General features: G+C 32.8%; 13 protein-coding genes. 3 read left to right on the top strand and 10 right to left on the bottom strand.

Going from position 1 to position 14922, the window contains the following annotated elements; translation table 11 throughout:
- Window positions 1–71 precede the first annotated feature (71 nt).
- The 8 genes from B3792_RS06215 to B3792_RS06180 form a co-directional block, all read right to left on the bottom strand.
- Entirely contained in the window at window positions 72–410 is a 339-nt protein-coding gene (locus B3792_RS06215) for a hypothetical protein (protein WP_291069153.1), read from the bottom strand.
- Window positions 411–440: 30 nt separating this feature from the next.
- The gene (locus B3792_RS06210) at window positions 441–1157 is read right to left on the bottom strand and encodes a sulfite exporter TauE/SafE family protein (protein ID WP_291069151.1); all 717 of its coding nucleotides are present in this window, start codon (window positions 1155–1157) and stop codon (window positions 441–443) included.
- The gene (locus tag B3792_RS06205) at window positions 1142–1585 is read right to left on the bottom strand and encodes a FixH family protein (protein ID WP_038335014.1); all 444 of its coding nucleotides are present in this window, start codon (window positions 1583–1585) and stop codon (window positions 1142–1144) included. The genes B3792_RS06210 and B3792_RS06205 overlap by 16 nt, the downstream gene beginning before the upstream one ends.
- A gap of 4 nt (window positions 1586–1589) precedes the next feature.
- A complete protein-coding gene (gene ccoG / locus B3792_RS06200; protein ID WP_280062398.1) occupies window positions 1590–3071 on the bottom strand; it encodes a cytochrome c oxidase accessory protein CcoG in 1482 nt (493 codons plus the stop codon).
- Between the two features lie 102 nt (window positions 3072–3173).
- Window positions 3174–4121 carry a cbb3-type cytochrome c oxidase N-terminal domain-containing protein gene (locus B3792_RS06195; protein ID WP_280051210.1) on the bottom strand — a complete coding sequence of 316 codons (948 nt, stop codon included), beginning with the start codon at window positions 4119–4121 and terminating at the stop codon, window positions 3174–3176.
- Window positions 4122–4317: 196 nt separating this feature from the next.
- Window positions 4318–6585, bottom strand: coding sequence for a cytochrome-c oxidase, cbb3-type subunit II (ccoO, locus tag B3792_RS06190; protein ID WP_291069148.1), 2268 nt, complete (start codon window positions 6583–6585; stop codon window positions 4318–4320).
- Complete coding sequence (gene ccoS / locus B3792_RS06185; protein WP_019974626.1) at window positions 6585–6749, bottom strand: cbb3-type cytochrome oxidase assembly protein CcoS; 165 nt, start codon at window positions 6747–6749, stop codon at window positions 6585–6587. The genes ccoO and ccoS overlap by 1 nt, the downstream gene beginning before the upstream one ends.
- A gap of 79 nt (window positions 6750–6828) precedes the next feature.
- Entirely contained in the window at window positions 6829–9225 is a 2397-nt protein-coding gene (locus B3792_RS06180; RefSeq protein WP_291049705.1) for a heavy metal translocating P-type ATPase, read from the bottom strand.
- A gap of 75 nt (window positions 9226–9300) precedes the next feature.
- Here B3792_RS06180 and B3792_RS06175 point away from each other — a divergent pair, with 75 nt between their 5' ends.
- A complete protein-coding gene (locus B3792_RS06175; protein WP_221854269.1) occupies window positions 9301–10008 on the top strand; it encodes a Crp/Fnr family transcriptional regulator in 708 nt (235 codons plus the stop codon).
- A gap of 57 nt (window positions 10009–10065) precedes the next feature.
- On the opposite strand, the gene B3792_RS06170 is transcribed toward B3792_RS06175, so the two are convergent.
- Window positions 10066–10773 carry a DNA alkylation repair protein gene (locus B3792_RS06170; RefSeq protein ID WP_291049709.1) on the bottom strand — a complete coding sequence of 236 codons (708 nt, stop codon included), beginning with the start codon at window positions 10771–10773 and terminating at the stop codon, window positions 10066–10068.
- A 293-nt stretch (window positions 10774–11066) separates the two neighbouring features.
- The gene (gene hflX / locus B3792_RS06165) at window positions 11067–12290 is read right to left on the bottom strand and encodes a GTPase HflX (RefSeq protein ID WP_221854272.1); all 1224 of its coding nucleotides are present in this window, start codon (window positions 12288–12290) and stop codon (window positions 11067–11069) included.
- Between the two features lie 406 nt (window positions 12291–12696).
- Here hflX and hisG point away from each other — a divergent pair, with 406 nt between their 5' ends.
- Window positions 12697–13554: an ATP phosphoribosyltransferase gene (gene hisG, locus B3792_RS06160; RefSeq protein ID WP_125349882.1), complete on the top strand. Its 858-nt coding sequence runs from the start codon at window positions 12697–12699 to the stop codon at window positions 13552–13554.
- Between the two features lie 71 nt (window positions 13555–13625).
- Window positions 13626–14912 (top strand): histidinol dehydrogenase, encoded by a 1287-nt coding sequence (gene hisD / locus B3792_RS06155; RefSeq protein ID WP_219033861.1) that lies wholly within the window; start codon window positions 13626–13628, stop codon window positions 14910–14912.
- Window positions 14913–14922: the final 10 nt, after the last annotated feature.

The following is a 14922-nucleotide window of genomic DNA, read 5'->3' as shown; positions in this document are numbered from 1 at the left end:
AAGCCTTGTCAAGATTTAAATCTTGACAAGGCTTCAATTGATTTGAATTAAATATTTTGAGAAATCAATTTTTAGTTTTTCATATTGTTGTTGGTTTGAAATATAACCGTCGTACTAAACGGAGGAAATGTAAATACAGTTTTAAAATAATCAGTTGAATACTCTTTATCACTAATAGGATTATTAAACGTTACTCTCGTTTTAAGACTAGAACATCTTAATTTGTCATCATAATTTTTATCAAATGAATAAGGTAATGGTTCAAAATAACCCTCATAATTTTTTTCACAAGGATATAATCCGTCAGATTCTAATGGACTTTGTTCAAATACTTTTCCAAAATGTTGAACTATAAATAATATTATTATTGAAATTAATAAGGATAAAATAATAATTTTTGAATTTTTCAAATTCAAAAATTCAATTAATTACAAATAAATTTACATACAATGCTCATCCATTCCATTTAGCTGAAGTGCTTCTTTGGCTGGTGAAATGAAAGGAATGTTTAATTCTAATCCGCGAAGGATAAATAATACACCCAAAATAAGTGTGATAATTGGTAAGATTTTTAAGATCGTTTGACGCTGTTTCACTGATAAAAAATTACCAAATAAAACGGTTGCAAACATCAAAGGCAAAGTTCCAAATCCGAAGAAGAACATAAACATCGCACTTTTGTAAACTGATCCTAAACCAATGGCAGCTGTAAGTGAAGCATAAACCATTCCGCAAGGTAAAAGTCCGTTTAATAGACCAACTATATAAAGAGAGGAAGAATCTTTCTTGATTAAGAATTTACCAAGAGAGAGTTTTACTTTTATCATCAAGGCGTTTACAGGGCGAAGTTGCGTAGCACCATTTTCATAGAATTTTGGAATCATGACCATAATAATCATCAAAACTCCAATCAAAATACTTAGATAATTTTGTAATCCAACAAATGAAAATGATTCACCAATCAATCCTAAAATTGCACCTAAAATTGTATAAGTGGTTACACGTCCTAATTGATAAGTCAAATTACGAAGTGTAAATTTTAGTTTGTTTTGAGATTCTAATCCCAAAGAAAAAGCAATAGGTCCGCACATCCCCACGCAATGCAGGGACGATGTAAGACCTATGGATAATGCTATGATAACTATTGTGAAATCCATCGAATGGACTTTTTAATCAAATAAGTTTGATTATTTTCTTTCCAGCTTAAAGTTAATTCGTATTCTCCATCAATTAACTTAACAGATGGTACTAAAAAATTCTTTTTATCAGATAATTTAATCGGCATTTTGACATCTTTTGTTTCGTCATCATTACGCATCAAAAAAATATCTCCTTTAAAATCGGCAGCAGTAGTTGCTGGAAATTGAAATAAAAATCCATTTGCTTGTACAATAACTTCTGGTTTTTCGGCCAAAGCATTTGCACGTTTTTCAGCATTTATTTCATCCTGAAAATGAATTTCTTTTTCGTAATAATCCTCAGTTACCATTCCGCCTGTATCTCCTGCAAAATATAACAACGATAGAATGAATATCATAAAACATCCCAAAGCAATTGCTACATAATGTCCCCAATTTAACTTCATATGATTAATATTTGAATGGAGCTGAGAAGCTCGTTTCGTATTTATCGATTACTTTTCCTTTTTGATTGACTAATCCAATCACTACTTTTTCTTTGTACGATTTTACTTCATCCATTGGAATTTTCAAGAAGAATTTCCCTTGGATGATTTGACCTTTTTCCATGTTCAATTTATTTTCGCCTTCGTACATTTCTACTTTTGAGTTTTTGTGTGATAGCAATTGAACTGTTACAATTTGGTCTGCATTTGTTTTATTGTACAATGTATACTCGAATTGATTAACGTAATATTTACCTTCTACTTTGTAATCTGTTCCAGGAACTTTAAGGTATTTAGATTCTACATCAGAACGAGAGAACAAGAAAGCTGTCATTGCTCCAATTAATAATAATAAAGCAAATGTATAAGCAGCTAATCGTTTTGTGAATTTGAATTTTTCGCCACGTTTGATATCATCTTCCGAAGCATAACGAATCAATCCTGTTGGTAAACCGACTTTTTCCATTACTTCGTCACATGCATCAATACAAGCTGTACAGTTAACACATTCTAATTGGATTCCGTTACGAATATCAATTCCAGTAGGACAAACAACAACACATTGACCACAGTCAATACAATCTCCTTTTCCTTCTGCTTTACGATCTTCGTTCTTTTTGAATTTTGCTCGACCAGCTGTTCCTTCACCACGTTTAAAATCGTATGTTACATTTATTGTATGCGAATCAATTAATACACCTTGGAAACGTCCGTAAGGGCAAACCAATGTACAAGCTTGTTCGCGGAACCATGCGAATACGAAATAAAACATTGCTGAGAAGAAAACTAATCCAACCAATGTACCAATATTTTCTGCTGGTCCTTCTTTTATCACATCATACAACGCATCAGCTCCAATAATGTAAGCTAAGAATACATTGGCGATGATAAATGAAATGATTGCGAAGATGGTCCATTTCAATAATTTTTTACGAATTTTTTCTTCGTCCCAATCTTGCTTATCTAATCTAATTTGTTTTGCTCTATCTCCTTCTATGGCGTATTCTATTTTTCGGAAAACCATTTCCAAAAAAATTGTTTGCGGACATACCCATCCACAAAATAAACGACCATAAGCCATGGTAAATAAAACGATGAAAATAATTGTCGTAATCATTCCTAAAGCTAGAAGGAAGAAATCGGATGTAAAGAACGGAAATCCGAATAAGATGAATTGGCTGTGCAAAACATCAAATTTGAACAATGGATTTCCATTAGGTAATTTAAAGAAAGGCGTTAAGATTAATATTGCTAACAATACATAACTTACATACGTCCTATAGTTTGTAAACTTACCTTTTGGTTTTTTAGGATAAACCCATTTACGTTCTCCGGTTCGCTCCATGGTTCCAATGGAACTACGAACATCTTCGTTCATTTGGCTGTTATCATCCAAATAATCGTCTAAATTAAATTCATCTTTTGGGTCAGAATTTTGAACACTCATTTTAGTGAATTTTAAATATATACAAATTTACGACTAAAAAAGAAAAGAGAGCTTATAAATAAGCTCTCTTTCAATATGATATTTGTTGTAATTATTAATGAATTACTTTTGTTTCCATGCTTCCATTAAGTCACCTTGAGGAGCAGCTGCACCTTCTGCAACTGTTTTCGTAGGTTCTTTTTGGTTGATGTAATAAACATAAGAAGCTACTTTCTCAATTGCTAATCCAGATAACTCTTTACGTTGACCAAATGCACGCATTTGAGGATTGTGAGGAGATCCATTATAAACAATGTGATAGATATTTTTGAACAAACTATCTTCTACATGATTCACCCAGTAATCATCCGTTAAGTTTGGTCCAATACCTCCTTTACCACCTTCCATGTGACATTGTGTACAGTTTTGCTCAAAGATTTTTTTACCTTGTTCTACGATTGCAGGATCGTTAGATTTGTTTACAGCTCCTGTGATATCAATATCATTTGCAACTGCCCAAATACTATCTTGCGCATCTTTGTAAACCATTTCTTCTTCGTATTCTTTGTCCATGTGAGCAAAGTCTGTGAAGCTATATGCCATTACGTAAACTACCATAAATACTATACCAAAGTAGAATAATGATAACCACCATTGTGGTAAAGCGTTGTCTAACTCTTTGATTCCGTCAAAACCGTGATCTAAGATAATAGATTCTTCTTCTTCGTCTGATTGTTTTTTACCAGCACTACTGAACAATCTTTTGAAGTAACCTATTTTAGCTTCTTCTAAATATTTAGCTTGTTCATCTTCAGATAATCTTTTGAATTTCTCTGCTTCAACAACTTTGTTTAAAGCATTGATGATTAAAAGCATCACGATTGCAACTGCTAATACTGCCCAGAAAATTCCTTGTGCAAACACATGTTTCAAGTGCTCCAATAAATTGTGCATCATTCCTTGAAAACCTGGTTCTGGCACCACATCTACTGGCGTCACCATTGTAAACGCTAAGATTACTGCTAATAGCGTTAATGGAATAAATATATAAGCCGGGGTACGTTGTCTCATTTTGTATTATTTTTTTCGTTCTCTTCTGGTTCTAAATCTAAAGCTGCTGACTCGCTGTCTTTGTAATACTCTTTTGGTTTTTTCATAACCTTAACAAAAATTGTCACAAAGACTGCTATAAATCCTATTAGGATTAATGTCTGCAATAAAGATGCATACTCATACTGAGAAAGGAATTCTTTATAATATTTTAACATTAGTTACTTGCTGTCTCTACTTGTTCAGCTTTGATATCTGTTCCTAAACGTTGTAAATATGCGATTAACGCTGTAATCTCACGATCTCTTAACGGAACAAACTCTTTACCTTGTTGTTTAGCTTCTGCTTCTTTTTTCGCATATAACTCTTTCAAATCAGACGCATCTTTAAAGATAGTTTGCTCGATTGCTAAAGCTTGTTTGTTCATAGAAACTTGCATACTGTCAAAATCTTCTTGTTGATAAGGGACACCTAATGCAACCATTGATTTCATTTTATCACGCGTTAACTCACGGTCTAATTTGTTTTCAATTAACCATGGGTAACGTGGCATGATAGAACCATCTGATGTAGAACGTGGATTCCACATATGTTTGTAATGCCAAGCGTCTGGGTTTTTACCTCCTTCGCGGTGTAAGTCTGGACCAGTTCTTTTAGAACCCCATAAAAATGGGTGATCGTAAACAAATTCTCCTGCTTTAGAGTATTCACCATAACGTTTTACTTCGTCACGGAATGGACGAACCATTTGCGTGTGACAAGCATTACATCCTTCACGAATATATAAATCACGTCCTTCTAATTCTAATGGAGTATAAGGTTTGATACTTGCAATTGTAGGTACGTTAGATTTAACTACAATTGTAGGAACAATCTCTACTAAACCACCAACTGCTAAAGTTAATACAGCTCCGATTGTTAACACGATTGGTGTTCTTTCAATCCAAGAGTGTACGCCTTCTCCTTGTGTACGTGCTGCTGTTTTTGGAGCTAATGCAGGAGCTTCTGCTTCTTCGTTTGCTACAAAGTGTCCAGCTTTTACTGTTTTCCAAACATTGATAATCATTAAGATTGATCCTAATAAATATAATGTTCCACCGAATGCACGTAATGGATATAACCATTTTTTAAGAATAGTAACTGTTTGTAAGAAGTTACCATATTCTAATGTTCCGTCTGCTGCGAATTGTTTCCACATTAAACCTTGTGTCCATCCTGCAACATACATAGGAATTACCCAGAATAAGATACCGAAAGTACCAATCCAGAAGTGAGCGTTAGCCATCTTAACAGATGCTAATTTTGTGTTGAATAATTTTGGTACTAAGTAATAGATCATACCAAAAGCGATAAATCCATTCCATCCTAAAGTACCTACGTGTACGTGAGCAGGAACCCAATCTGTAAAGTGACCAATTTTATTTAATGTTTTTGTTGCTAACATTGGACCTTCAAAAGTAGCCATACCATAACAAGTTAAGGCAACTACGAAGAATTTCAAAATAGGATTTTCTCTTACTTTATCCCATGCACCACGTAATGTTAATAAACCATTCAACATACCTCCCCAAGATGGAGCGATTAACATGATAGAGAAACCTGTTCCTAAAGCTTGTGCCCAACCTGGTAATGCTGTATAAAGCAAGTGGTGAGGACCAGCCCAAATATAAATGAAGATTAATGACCAGAAGTGGATAATAGATAATTTGTATGAGAATACAGGTCTATTAGCTGCTTTTGGTACAAAGTAATACATTAATCCTAAGATAGGTGTCGTTAAGAAGAATGCTACCGCATTGTGTCCGTACCACCATTGTACTAACGCATCTTGAACTCCAGAATACAATGAATATGATTTCGGAGCCGTTAAGCTAAATGTTACAGGGATTTCTAAATTGTTAAACACGTGTAACATTGTAATTGCAGCCCAAGTTCCGATAAAGAACCAAATTGCTACATACAAATGACGAACACGACGTTTAGCAATCGTTAAGAACATTTGTGCTCCAAACAATACCCAAACTAAAGCGATTAAAATATCAATTGGCCATTCGTGCTCAGCATACTCTTTAGAAGTGTTGTATCCTAAGATAAATGTTACAAATGATAATACAATAAATAATTGCCATCCCCAGAAAACGATCCAGCTTAAAACATCGCTGTACATTCTGGTTTTCAACAACCTTTGCATTGAATAATAAGCTCCGGTAAAGAACGAGTTTCCAACAAACGCGAACACCGCAAATGTTGTGTGAATCATTCTTAATCTACCAAAACCAAGTGTCCCTTGTGAATTGATTAATCCTTGAATGTTTCCTCCAATTGTTCCATCATCCGATCCGAAGATGTATTCTGGTAACGTAGGAAAAAACAACAAAGTTGCAACCAATACTCCAAAGAAAAATGCCATAACTGCCCAAAACAATGTGGCATAAAGGAAATACTTTACGATCTTATTGTCGTAACTAAAAGTCTGCATTTGCATTATGAGTCGATTTTATCTTGTGTTTTTTTATCATCTTTTAACATTCTCACCGCTGGAGATTCATCCTCATCAAATTGTCCTTTCTTATACCCTAAAAAGAATAAAAGAAGGAAAATTGCCCCCAAAGAGACACTAACTAATATCATTAATAATAATATCCCCATAGCTCCACAAAATTACAAAGCCCTAAGTTCTTATCACAATGATTTTGGTCAGAGCAGTATGTATAACTCTAATTTAAAATCAATCTAAATTCCATTTTGTTAATTTATCTGCAATTCGGGTACTTGTCGTTGCAAAAATTAACACTGAAATAGAACTTATTGGCATCAATATAGCCGCTACAACTGGCTGTAAATAACCAGAAACAGCAAAACTAAGTCCAACAATATTATACAAGAAACTGATGAAAAAAGCAATTTTTACAAATTTCATCGTGGTCTTCGATAAGTTCAAGAAATTTGGAATTGCCGAAAAACTTTTTCCATCCAAAATTCCATCACACGAAGGCGAAAAACTGTTAATATCCTCAGAAATAGAAATCCCTACTGTACTTTGTTTCAAAGCTCCAGCGTCATTCAATCCATCTCCAAGCATCATCACCTTCTTCCCTTCTTGTTCCAATTGTTTGATATATTCTAACTTATCAGTTGGCGATTGATTAAAAATCAATTTTGCATTGGCTGGAAAAATAGTTTCTAAATATTCTTTTTCAGAATCATTATCCCCAGACAAAACGTGTAACTGATATGTATCCAATTCTTTCAATAAACGATCTAAACCTTTTCGATATCGATTGGTATACACAAATTTACCAAAAACTTCTCCATCAATCGCTATAAAAACTTGAGATTGATTTAATCTATTTTCATTAAAAATTGCATTCGTGAAACTTCTCGAACCAACTTTTACTTGATGTCCATCTACATCAGCTTGCTGACCTTTTCCTACAATTTCTTCGTAATTAGAAATTGGCAAATGATCATCAACCGTCAACTTCTTATATAATGTACGGCTTAAAGGGTGATTAGAGTTTCTAATCAATGCTTTCACCAATTGCTTTTGATACTCAGAAAGTTCTTTCCCCTCGTATTGCACTTGCGCTTCATCACTTTCCGTAATTGTACCCGTTTTATCAAAAACTACGTCTGTAATTTTCTCCATTCTTTCGACTGTTGATGTATTTTTTACATAAAATTTCTTATTCCCGAAAATACGCATCATGTGTCCCAAAATAAACGGAGACGATAAACCTAACGCACAAGGACAAGCGATAATTAAGATTGATGTAACAACTTCTAATATTTTTGAAGAATCGTGAAAATACCAATAAACAGCAGAAATTGCTGTAATAATAAGGATGATTAATGTGAAATAATGACTGATTTTATTCGTCAAAGCATTCAACTCAGATTCTTCTTTCTGGAAAGCATCATTGTTCCATAATTGGGTTAAATAACTTTGATTAACATCCGAAATAATTTCCAGCTCAATTGCATTACCAGATTGTTTTCCACCAGCAAATATTTTATCTCCAGCTTTTTTATGAATCAAGCGAGATTCTCCCGTTACAAACGAGTTATCAATCATCGCTTCACCTTTCATCAAAATGGCATCGGCTGGAATAATTTCTTCATTTCTAATTAAAATTCGATCACCTTTTTTCAAATCAGCCAACAAAATTGGTTGTTCATAACCATTTTCTAATTTCGCAACTGCAATTGGATAAAACGATTTGTAATCTCGATCAAATGCCAACGCTTGCATTGTTTGTTGCTGAAACCATTTCCCTGTCAACATCAAAAATAAAAGCATCGCTAATGTATCAAAGTAACCTGGCGAAATATCGAAAATGATATCATAAGTCGATTTAAACATAATCACGATAATTCCTAACGCAATTGGCACATCGATATTGATATATTTATTTTTCAGACCTTGCCAAGCCGAAACAAAATAATCGGTAGATGAATAAAAGAAAACAGGCAACGACAATGCAAACATCGTCCAACGAAAATATCCTTTGTTTTGATCTAACCATTGTTCTTTTACGTCTCCAAAAACTTCGACATATTCTGGAAATGATAAAAGCATAATATTCCCAAAACAGAATCCTGCAATAACCAATTTGCTCACCAAAGAACGATCGACTTTGCTTTTTTTCTTTTTGTCTAATGTTTTTAGATTAATCGAAGGTTTATAGCCTAAATTTGTAATAAATCTTGCCAAATCACCTAATTTCAAATCCGCATCACGATACGTAATCTGAACAGTTTTTTGCGTAAAATTGACATTAGAAGATATAATATTTGGATTAATCGTATCCAAACTTTCTAACAACCAAACACACGAAGTACAATGCATTACAGGCACGTAAAAGGAGACAACTGTAACGCCGTCATCTGAAAAATCTACAACTTTATCAAAGATTTCTTTTGTGTTTAAGAAATCAAATTGATGATTACTTTTTCCATCAGGACGTAAACCTGCATTACGATTAAGGTCGTAATAATCTTTTAGATTATTTACGTTTAAAATCTCGTAAACCGTTTTACAACCCTGACAACAAAAATCCTTTTCATCGAACTGAATAACCTCTTCTTCAATTCTTTGACCACAGTGAAAACAATTCTCTTCCATACTATTTTACAAAATTACTTTCCTTTTATCAGAATTAACGTTAACTTTGTATGAATTAAGTCATAACAACAAGATATGTCAGAGTTTAATGAGAATGTAGTATCGATTAAAGCGATGTTTGATAACCCAGAGTCTTTCGGGGTTTTTAGTAAGGAAGAATTATTGGAGTTTGAGCAAGAGAAGAAAATCATCAACCTAAAAAAAGGAGACGAGATTATCCAGGAAGGTAATACACCAAAAGGTATATATTGCGTCATGAAAGGAACTGCTAAGTTGTTCAAAATTGGTTTTAATGGAAAAGAGCAAATTCTACGTTTTATCAACGAAGGTGACATTATCGGTTATCGCTCAATCTTAAGTCAAGAAGTATTTGGTGCCTCTGCAACCGCAATGACGCCAGTTGAAATATATTATATTCCAGAAAAATTCTTCTTAAAATTATTAGAAGTTAATCCAAAATTAGCTTTCAATATTTTACAAAGAATTGCTAAAGATTTGGGAGAATATGCAAGAACAATCACTTATTTAGCACAAAAAACAGTTCGCGAACGTTTGGCTGAAGTTTTAATTTTATTAGAAGGAAAATTAGGAACAGACAAAGACGGATTTATCAACATTTCGTTGACACGCGAAGAAATGGCAAATTTGATTGGAACAGCGACAGAATCTGCAATTCGTTTGATTTCTGAATTCAAAACTGATGAATTAATCGAAGTTGAAGGAAGAAAAATAAAAGTTTTAGATCATCAAAAGTTGACGAAATTAGGTCATGTTATTTTGTAAGAATTTATTCTTGATATAAAATCAAAAGTCGCTCGTTGAGCGACTTTTTTATGCAAACTATTTCAATTTCATATAATAATCTTTGAGAATTGGATCAATTTTTTCGAGCGCATATCTCAACGTTGTTCTTGGCATTTGCAACGTATATTCGTCCAAAAACTCAATCAACTTTTCTTCATTCATTTTTCCCATTTCACGCAACATCCAACCATTTGCTTTATGCATTAAATCGTGTGAATGATTAAGATTTTTCAACACAATTTCAGGAACAATTGAAAATGATTTTTGTTTGATAAAATACATAGTTGATACAGTTGCGATTCGTTTTTCCCACAAATCATCTGAATCTGCCAATTCAAAAAGCAATTCTTCTCGTTTTTGATGAAAACAATAATGTCCCAAAATTTTATAACAACTTGTGTCAACCAAATCCCAATTGTTGATTTGAGAAGTTTGAGCAAGATAAAAATCGATGATATCTTTTCTTACAAGTTCATCTTTTGATTTTTCGTACTTCAAGACCAATATCAATAAAGCTGTTAATCTATATTCGTGAATATTGGAATTCAATAAATTTTTGATGTCATTTAATGAAACTTGTTGATAAAATTCTTTCGCAATCAAACGTTGATTCGGAACAGAAATCCCAAGAAGAATATCTCCTTCACCATATTCTCCTTTTCCAGTTTTGAAAAAACGCATCATAATCTTCGCTTTATCATCGTCCGCTAAATCTTGTAAAGTTGATTTTAATTGCTCTATCATATTTTATCAATTAGATTTTGAAGTTAACAAAAAAAGAGTCCAAAAACTGAACTCTTATTTATTTTAAAATATTAAATATAAATTTAATAACTTTAATGCAAACTTACATTTATGAATTTCAAACACAAGCCTCTAATATTCTTCTTCTTCCTGATTATAATAATCAATGGTCTTATAAAGTTGTATAATAATTTTCCTGAAAATTCAATGGGTCTTTATATTCAAATTGGATTATTATTTATGGTTATATTAATTCTAATTTTTAATCTTAAAAAATCTAAAAATTAAAACTATTACTCTTCCGAATCATTTTCTTCCTCATCGTAATATTGAAAAAGGAAATTATTATAAGGAAAACGTTTCATGTGAATTTCTTTCACTTCTTCATAAACCGTTTTTCGCAAATCTTCTAAATTATCTTTTTCCGTTGCCGAAATAAACAATGTCGGATAATCTGTTTTCGCCATCCACGTACGTTTCCAATCTTCTAACGAATAATTTTCAAATTTCTTTTCAGACAAATCATCTTCATCTTGTTTGATATAAGAAAAATTATCAATTTTATTGAAAACCATAATCGTTGGTTTTTCTTTCGACTCTATTTCAGCTAAAATTTGATTCACAGAATTCACATGATCCTCAAAACTCGCATGCGAAATATCCACAACATGGACCAACAAATCCGCTTCACGAACCTCATCTAATGTAGATTTAAACGATTCTACCAATTGTGTTGGCAACTTGCGAATAAACCCAACCGTATCCGTTAATAAGAAAGGTAAATTACCAATTACCACTTTTCGAACCGTTGTATCTAATGTTGCAAATAATTTATTTTCGGCAAAAACTTCGGACTTCGATAAGACATTCATCAACGTTGATTTCCCAACATTTGTGTACCCAACCAACGCAACGCGTACCAATGCTCCTCGATTTTTACGTTGAGTCGCCATTTGCTTATCGATTCCTTTCAATTTCTCTTTCAATAACGTAATTCGATCACGAATAATACGTCTATCCGTTTCAATTTCCGTTTCACCAGGACCACGCATACCAATTCCTCCACGTTGACGCTCTAAGTGTGTCCACATTCGTGTTAATCGTGGTAATAAATATTGGTATTGAGCCAATTCTACCTGCGTACGTGCATATGAAGTTTGCGCTCGTTGAGCAAAAATATCTAAAATCAATTGTGTACGGTCGATGATTTTTTTGTTGACAACTTTCTCAATATTTTTCAACTGAGAAGGCGTTAATTCATCATCAAAAATAACTGTATCAATATCATATTCTTCGACAAAAGCCGTGATTTCATCTAATTTCCCGCTTCCTACAAAGAATTTAGAATCAGGTTTGTCCATTCTTTGTGTAAAACGTTCTCCAACTGTCGCTCCAGCTGTATAAGCTAAGAACTCCAATTCGTCCATATATTCCGTCAGTTTTTCTTCGGATTGTTCACGTGTAATCAATCCAACTAAAACTACTTTTTCGTATTGTGCTTCTTGTTTTTCTAACATATATTACTGCAAAAATAAAAGAAAGTTTTGGATGTAACCGAACTTTCTATAAAATATTGAGAATTAATCAAATCAATAAAACTCAATAAATATTTGAGTTCTTTTGGATAAAAATAGAAAAAAATAAGGTTTTCATAATTAATAACAAGTTTATTTACTAATTTTCAAAAAATCTATTGTCAATTAAAATTTCCTTTCTACATTTGTTCCGACAAAAAAGTAAAAATGTACAAAAATAAATTACATCATCATCACCATCATACTTGCACTCAAGCGAGCAGATAGTGGTATGTAATGATTTTATCACAATATCTAAATCCCGTTTGAGTAAATCGAACGGGATTTTTTGTTACTTCAAGATTTAATCATCGATTTACTCAAACTTAAAAAATATAAAACATTAAAAATGAGTAAATTAAAAATAGCCATTCAGAAAAGTGGTCGATTAAGTGAAAAATCACTCGAATTATTGAAAGATTGCGGAATTAAAATTTCTACAAGTAATCGAAAATTAAGAACCGAATCTCCAAATTTCCCTATCGAAGTTTTATTCTTACGAGACGACGATATTTCACAATATGTAGAACAAGGCGTTGCTGACATCGGTATTTTAGGAGAAAATGAAGTTTGGGAAAAAGATAAAAATGTCACTCAAATTCGTCAATTAGGATTCGCAGGTTGTAAACTTTGTTTAGCTATTCCGAAAGATGAAGCTTATACAGATTTAAGTTATTTTCAAGACAAAAAAATTGCCACTTCTTATCCACGTATTTTACAAAAATTTTTCCAAGAAAAAGGTATCAACGTTAAGATTGAAGAAATTGGTGGAAGCGTAGAAATTGCTCCAAGTATCGGTTTGGCAAATGCTATTTTTGACATCGTTTCTACAGGTTCAACATTATTAACAAATGGTTTGAAACAAGTGGAAACAGTGGTTGAATCACAAGCAGTTTTAATTTCTAACAAAAATCTCGACAATGAAAAACAAGCAATTGTAGATCGTCTTTTATTTAGAATTGAAGCGGTAAAACAATCTTCTGAGAACAAATATATTTTATTAAACGCGCCCAACGAAAAGTTAGAAGAAATCATTGCTTTGTTACCCGGAATGAAATCTCCAACAGTTTTACCACTTGCCGAAAAAGGTTGGTCATCAATCCACACTGTAATTAAAGAAGATACTTTTTGGGACATCATCGAGCAATTGAAAGCTTTGGGTGCGGAAGGAATTTTAGTACTAGAAATTGAAAAAATGATTTTATAATTTTTGATTGACGATTTACAATTTACGATTGAATCGTAATTCGTAATTCTAAAATCGTAATTCGTAACAAAATGCAAACATATATCAAACCTCAACTTTCAGATTGGTCTACGTTAACAGCTCGACCAACGAAAGAAGCACAAGATTTACAAGAAATAGTTTTAGATATTTTTGGAAAAATTCAAACCGAGAAAGATCAAGCTTTAATTGATTTTACAGAAAAATTTGATCAAGTTAAGCTAACTTCTTTAGAAGTTTCTACTCAAGAAATTGAAGAAGCAAAAACTTTAATTTCTGAAGAATTAAAAGGAGCAATTCAATTAGCAGCTTCTAATATTGAGAAGTTTCACACTGAACAACGTGAAGAAGTAAAAGTTATTGAAACCACAAAAGGAGTAAATTGTTGGAGAGAATCTCGCGGTATCGAAAATGTTGGAATTTATATTCCAGGTGGAACAGCTCCGTTATTTTCTACAACTTTAATGTTAGGAATTCCTGCTAAATTAGCTGGTTGCCAAAATATTATTTTATGTACACCTCCAAATAAAGAAGGAAAAATTCACCCTGCAATTTTATATACTGCGAACTTAATCGGAATTGAAAAAATCTACAAAGTTGGCGGAATTCAAGCGATTGGAACGTTAACTTTTGGAACAGAAACGATTCAAAAAGTGGATAAAATTTTCGGTCCAGGAAACCAATATGTAACTGCAGCAAAACAAGTTGCTCAAAACTTTGGTGTAGCCATCGACATGCCTGCTGGTCCAAGCGAAGTTTTAGTGATTGCAGATGAAACTTCGGTTCCTAAATATGTGGCTGCCGATTTATTATCACAAGCCGAACACGGAATCGATTCACAAGTGATTTTATTAACAACAAACGAACAAATATTAAATGAAACGATTGAAGAAATCAATGCTCAATTAGAAGTTCTGCCAAGAAAAGAATTAGCGACTAAAGCGTTAGAAAATTCAAAAGGAATTGTTTTAAATTCTATCGAAGAATGTGTAACTTTTTCAAATATTTATGCACCTGAACATTTAATTTTCGCTTGCGAAATGGCTGAAAATTATATCGATAAAATTATTAATGTAGGTTCAGTTTTCTTAGGAAATTATTCGTGTGAATCGGCTGGTGATTATGCTTCAGGAACCAATCACACTTTGCCAACTAATGGTTATGCAAAAAATTATTCAGGAGTTTCGTTTGATAGTTTTATCAAGAAAATCACGTTTCAGAAATTATCAGCAGAAGGAATTCAAAACATTGGTCCAGCAATCGAATTAATGGCTGAAGCCGAAGAGTTATTTGCGCACAAAAATGCAGTAACCTTAAGACTAAATGATCTAAAATCGTAAATCAAAAATC

Origin of the sequence: Empedobacter sp. UBA5924 (genome assembly GCF_002431085.1) — a bacterium.
GTDB classification, from domain to species: Bacteria; Bacteroidota; Bacteroidia; order Flavobacteriales; family Weeksellaceae; genus Empedobacter; species Empedobacter falsenii_B.
The sequence above is the reverse complement of the archived record's forward strand: the minus strand, read 5'-3'. Positions and strand labels throughout refer to the sequence as shown.

Bases quoted from the DNA above. Each gene is read 5' to 3' on its own strand.
- B3792_RS06210 (WP_291069151.1), bottom strand. From the start codon at position 1,157: ATGGATTTCACAATAGTTATCATAGCATTATCCATAGGTCTTACATCG.
- B3792_RS06205 (WP_038335014.1), bottom strand. From the start codon at position 1,585: ATGAAGTTAAATTGGGGACATTATGTAGCAATTGCTTTGGGATGTTTT.
- ccoG (WP_280062398.1), bottom strand. From the start codon at position 3,071: ATGAGTGTTCAAAATTCTGACCCAAAAGATGAATTTAATTTAGACGAT.
- B3792_RS06195 (WP_280051210.1), bottom strand. From the start codon at position 4,121: ATGAGACAACGTACCCCGGCTTATATATTTATTCCATTAACGCTATTA.
- ccoO (WP_291069148.1), bottom strand. From the start codon at position 6,585: ATGCAAATGCAGACTTTTAGTTACGACAATAAGATCGTAAAGTATTTC.
- ccoS (WP_019974626.1), bottom strand. From the start codon at position 6,749: ATGGGGATATTATTATTAATGATATTAGTTAGTGTCTCTTTGGGGGCA.
- B3792_RS06180 (WP_291049705.1), bottom strand. From the start codon at position 9,225: ATGGAAGAGAATTGTTTTCACTGTGGTCAAAGAATTGAAGAAGAGGTT.
- B3792_RS06175 (WP_221854269.1), top strand. From the start codon at position 9,301: ATGTCAGAGTTTAATGAGAATGTAGTATCGATTAAAGCGATGTTTGAT.
- B3792_RS06170 (WP_291049709.1), bottom strand. From the start codon at position 10,773: ATGATAGAGCAATTAAAATCAACTTTACAAGATTTAGCGGACGATGAT.
- hflX (WP_221854272.1), bottom strand. From the start codon at position 12,290: ATGTTAGAAAAACAAGAAGCACAATACGAAAAAGTAGTTTTAGTTGGA.
- hisG (WP_125349882.1), top strand. From the start codon at position 12,697: ATGAGTAAATTAAAAATAGCCATTCAGAAAAGTGGTCGATTAAGTGAA.
- hisD (WP_219033861.1), top strand. From the start codon at position 13,626: ATGCAAACATATATCAAACCTCAACTTTCAGATTGGTCTACGTTAACA.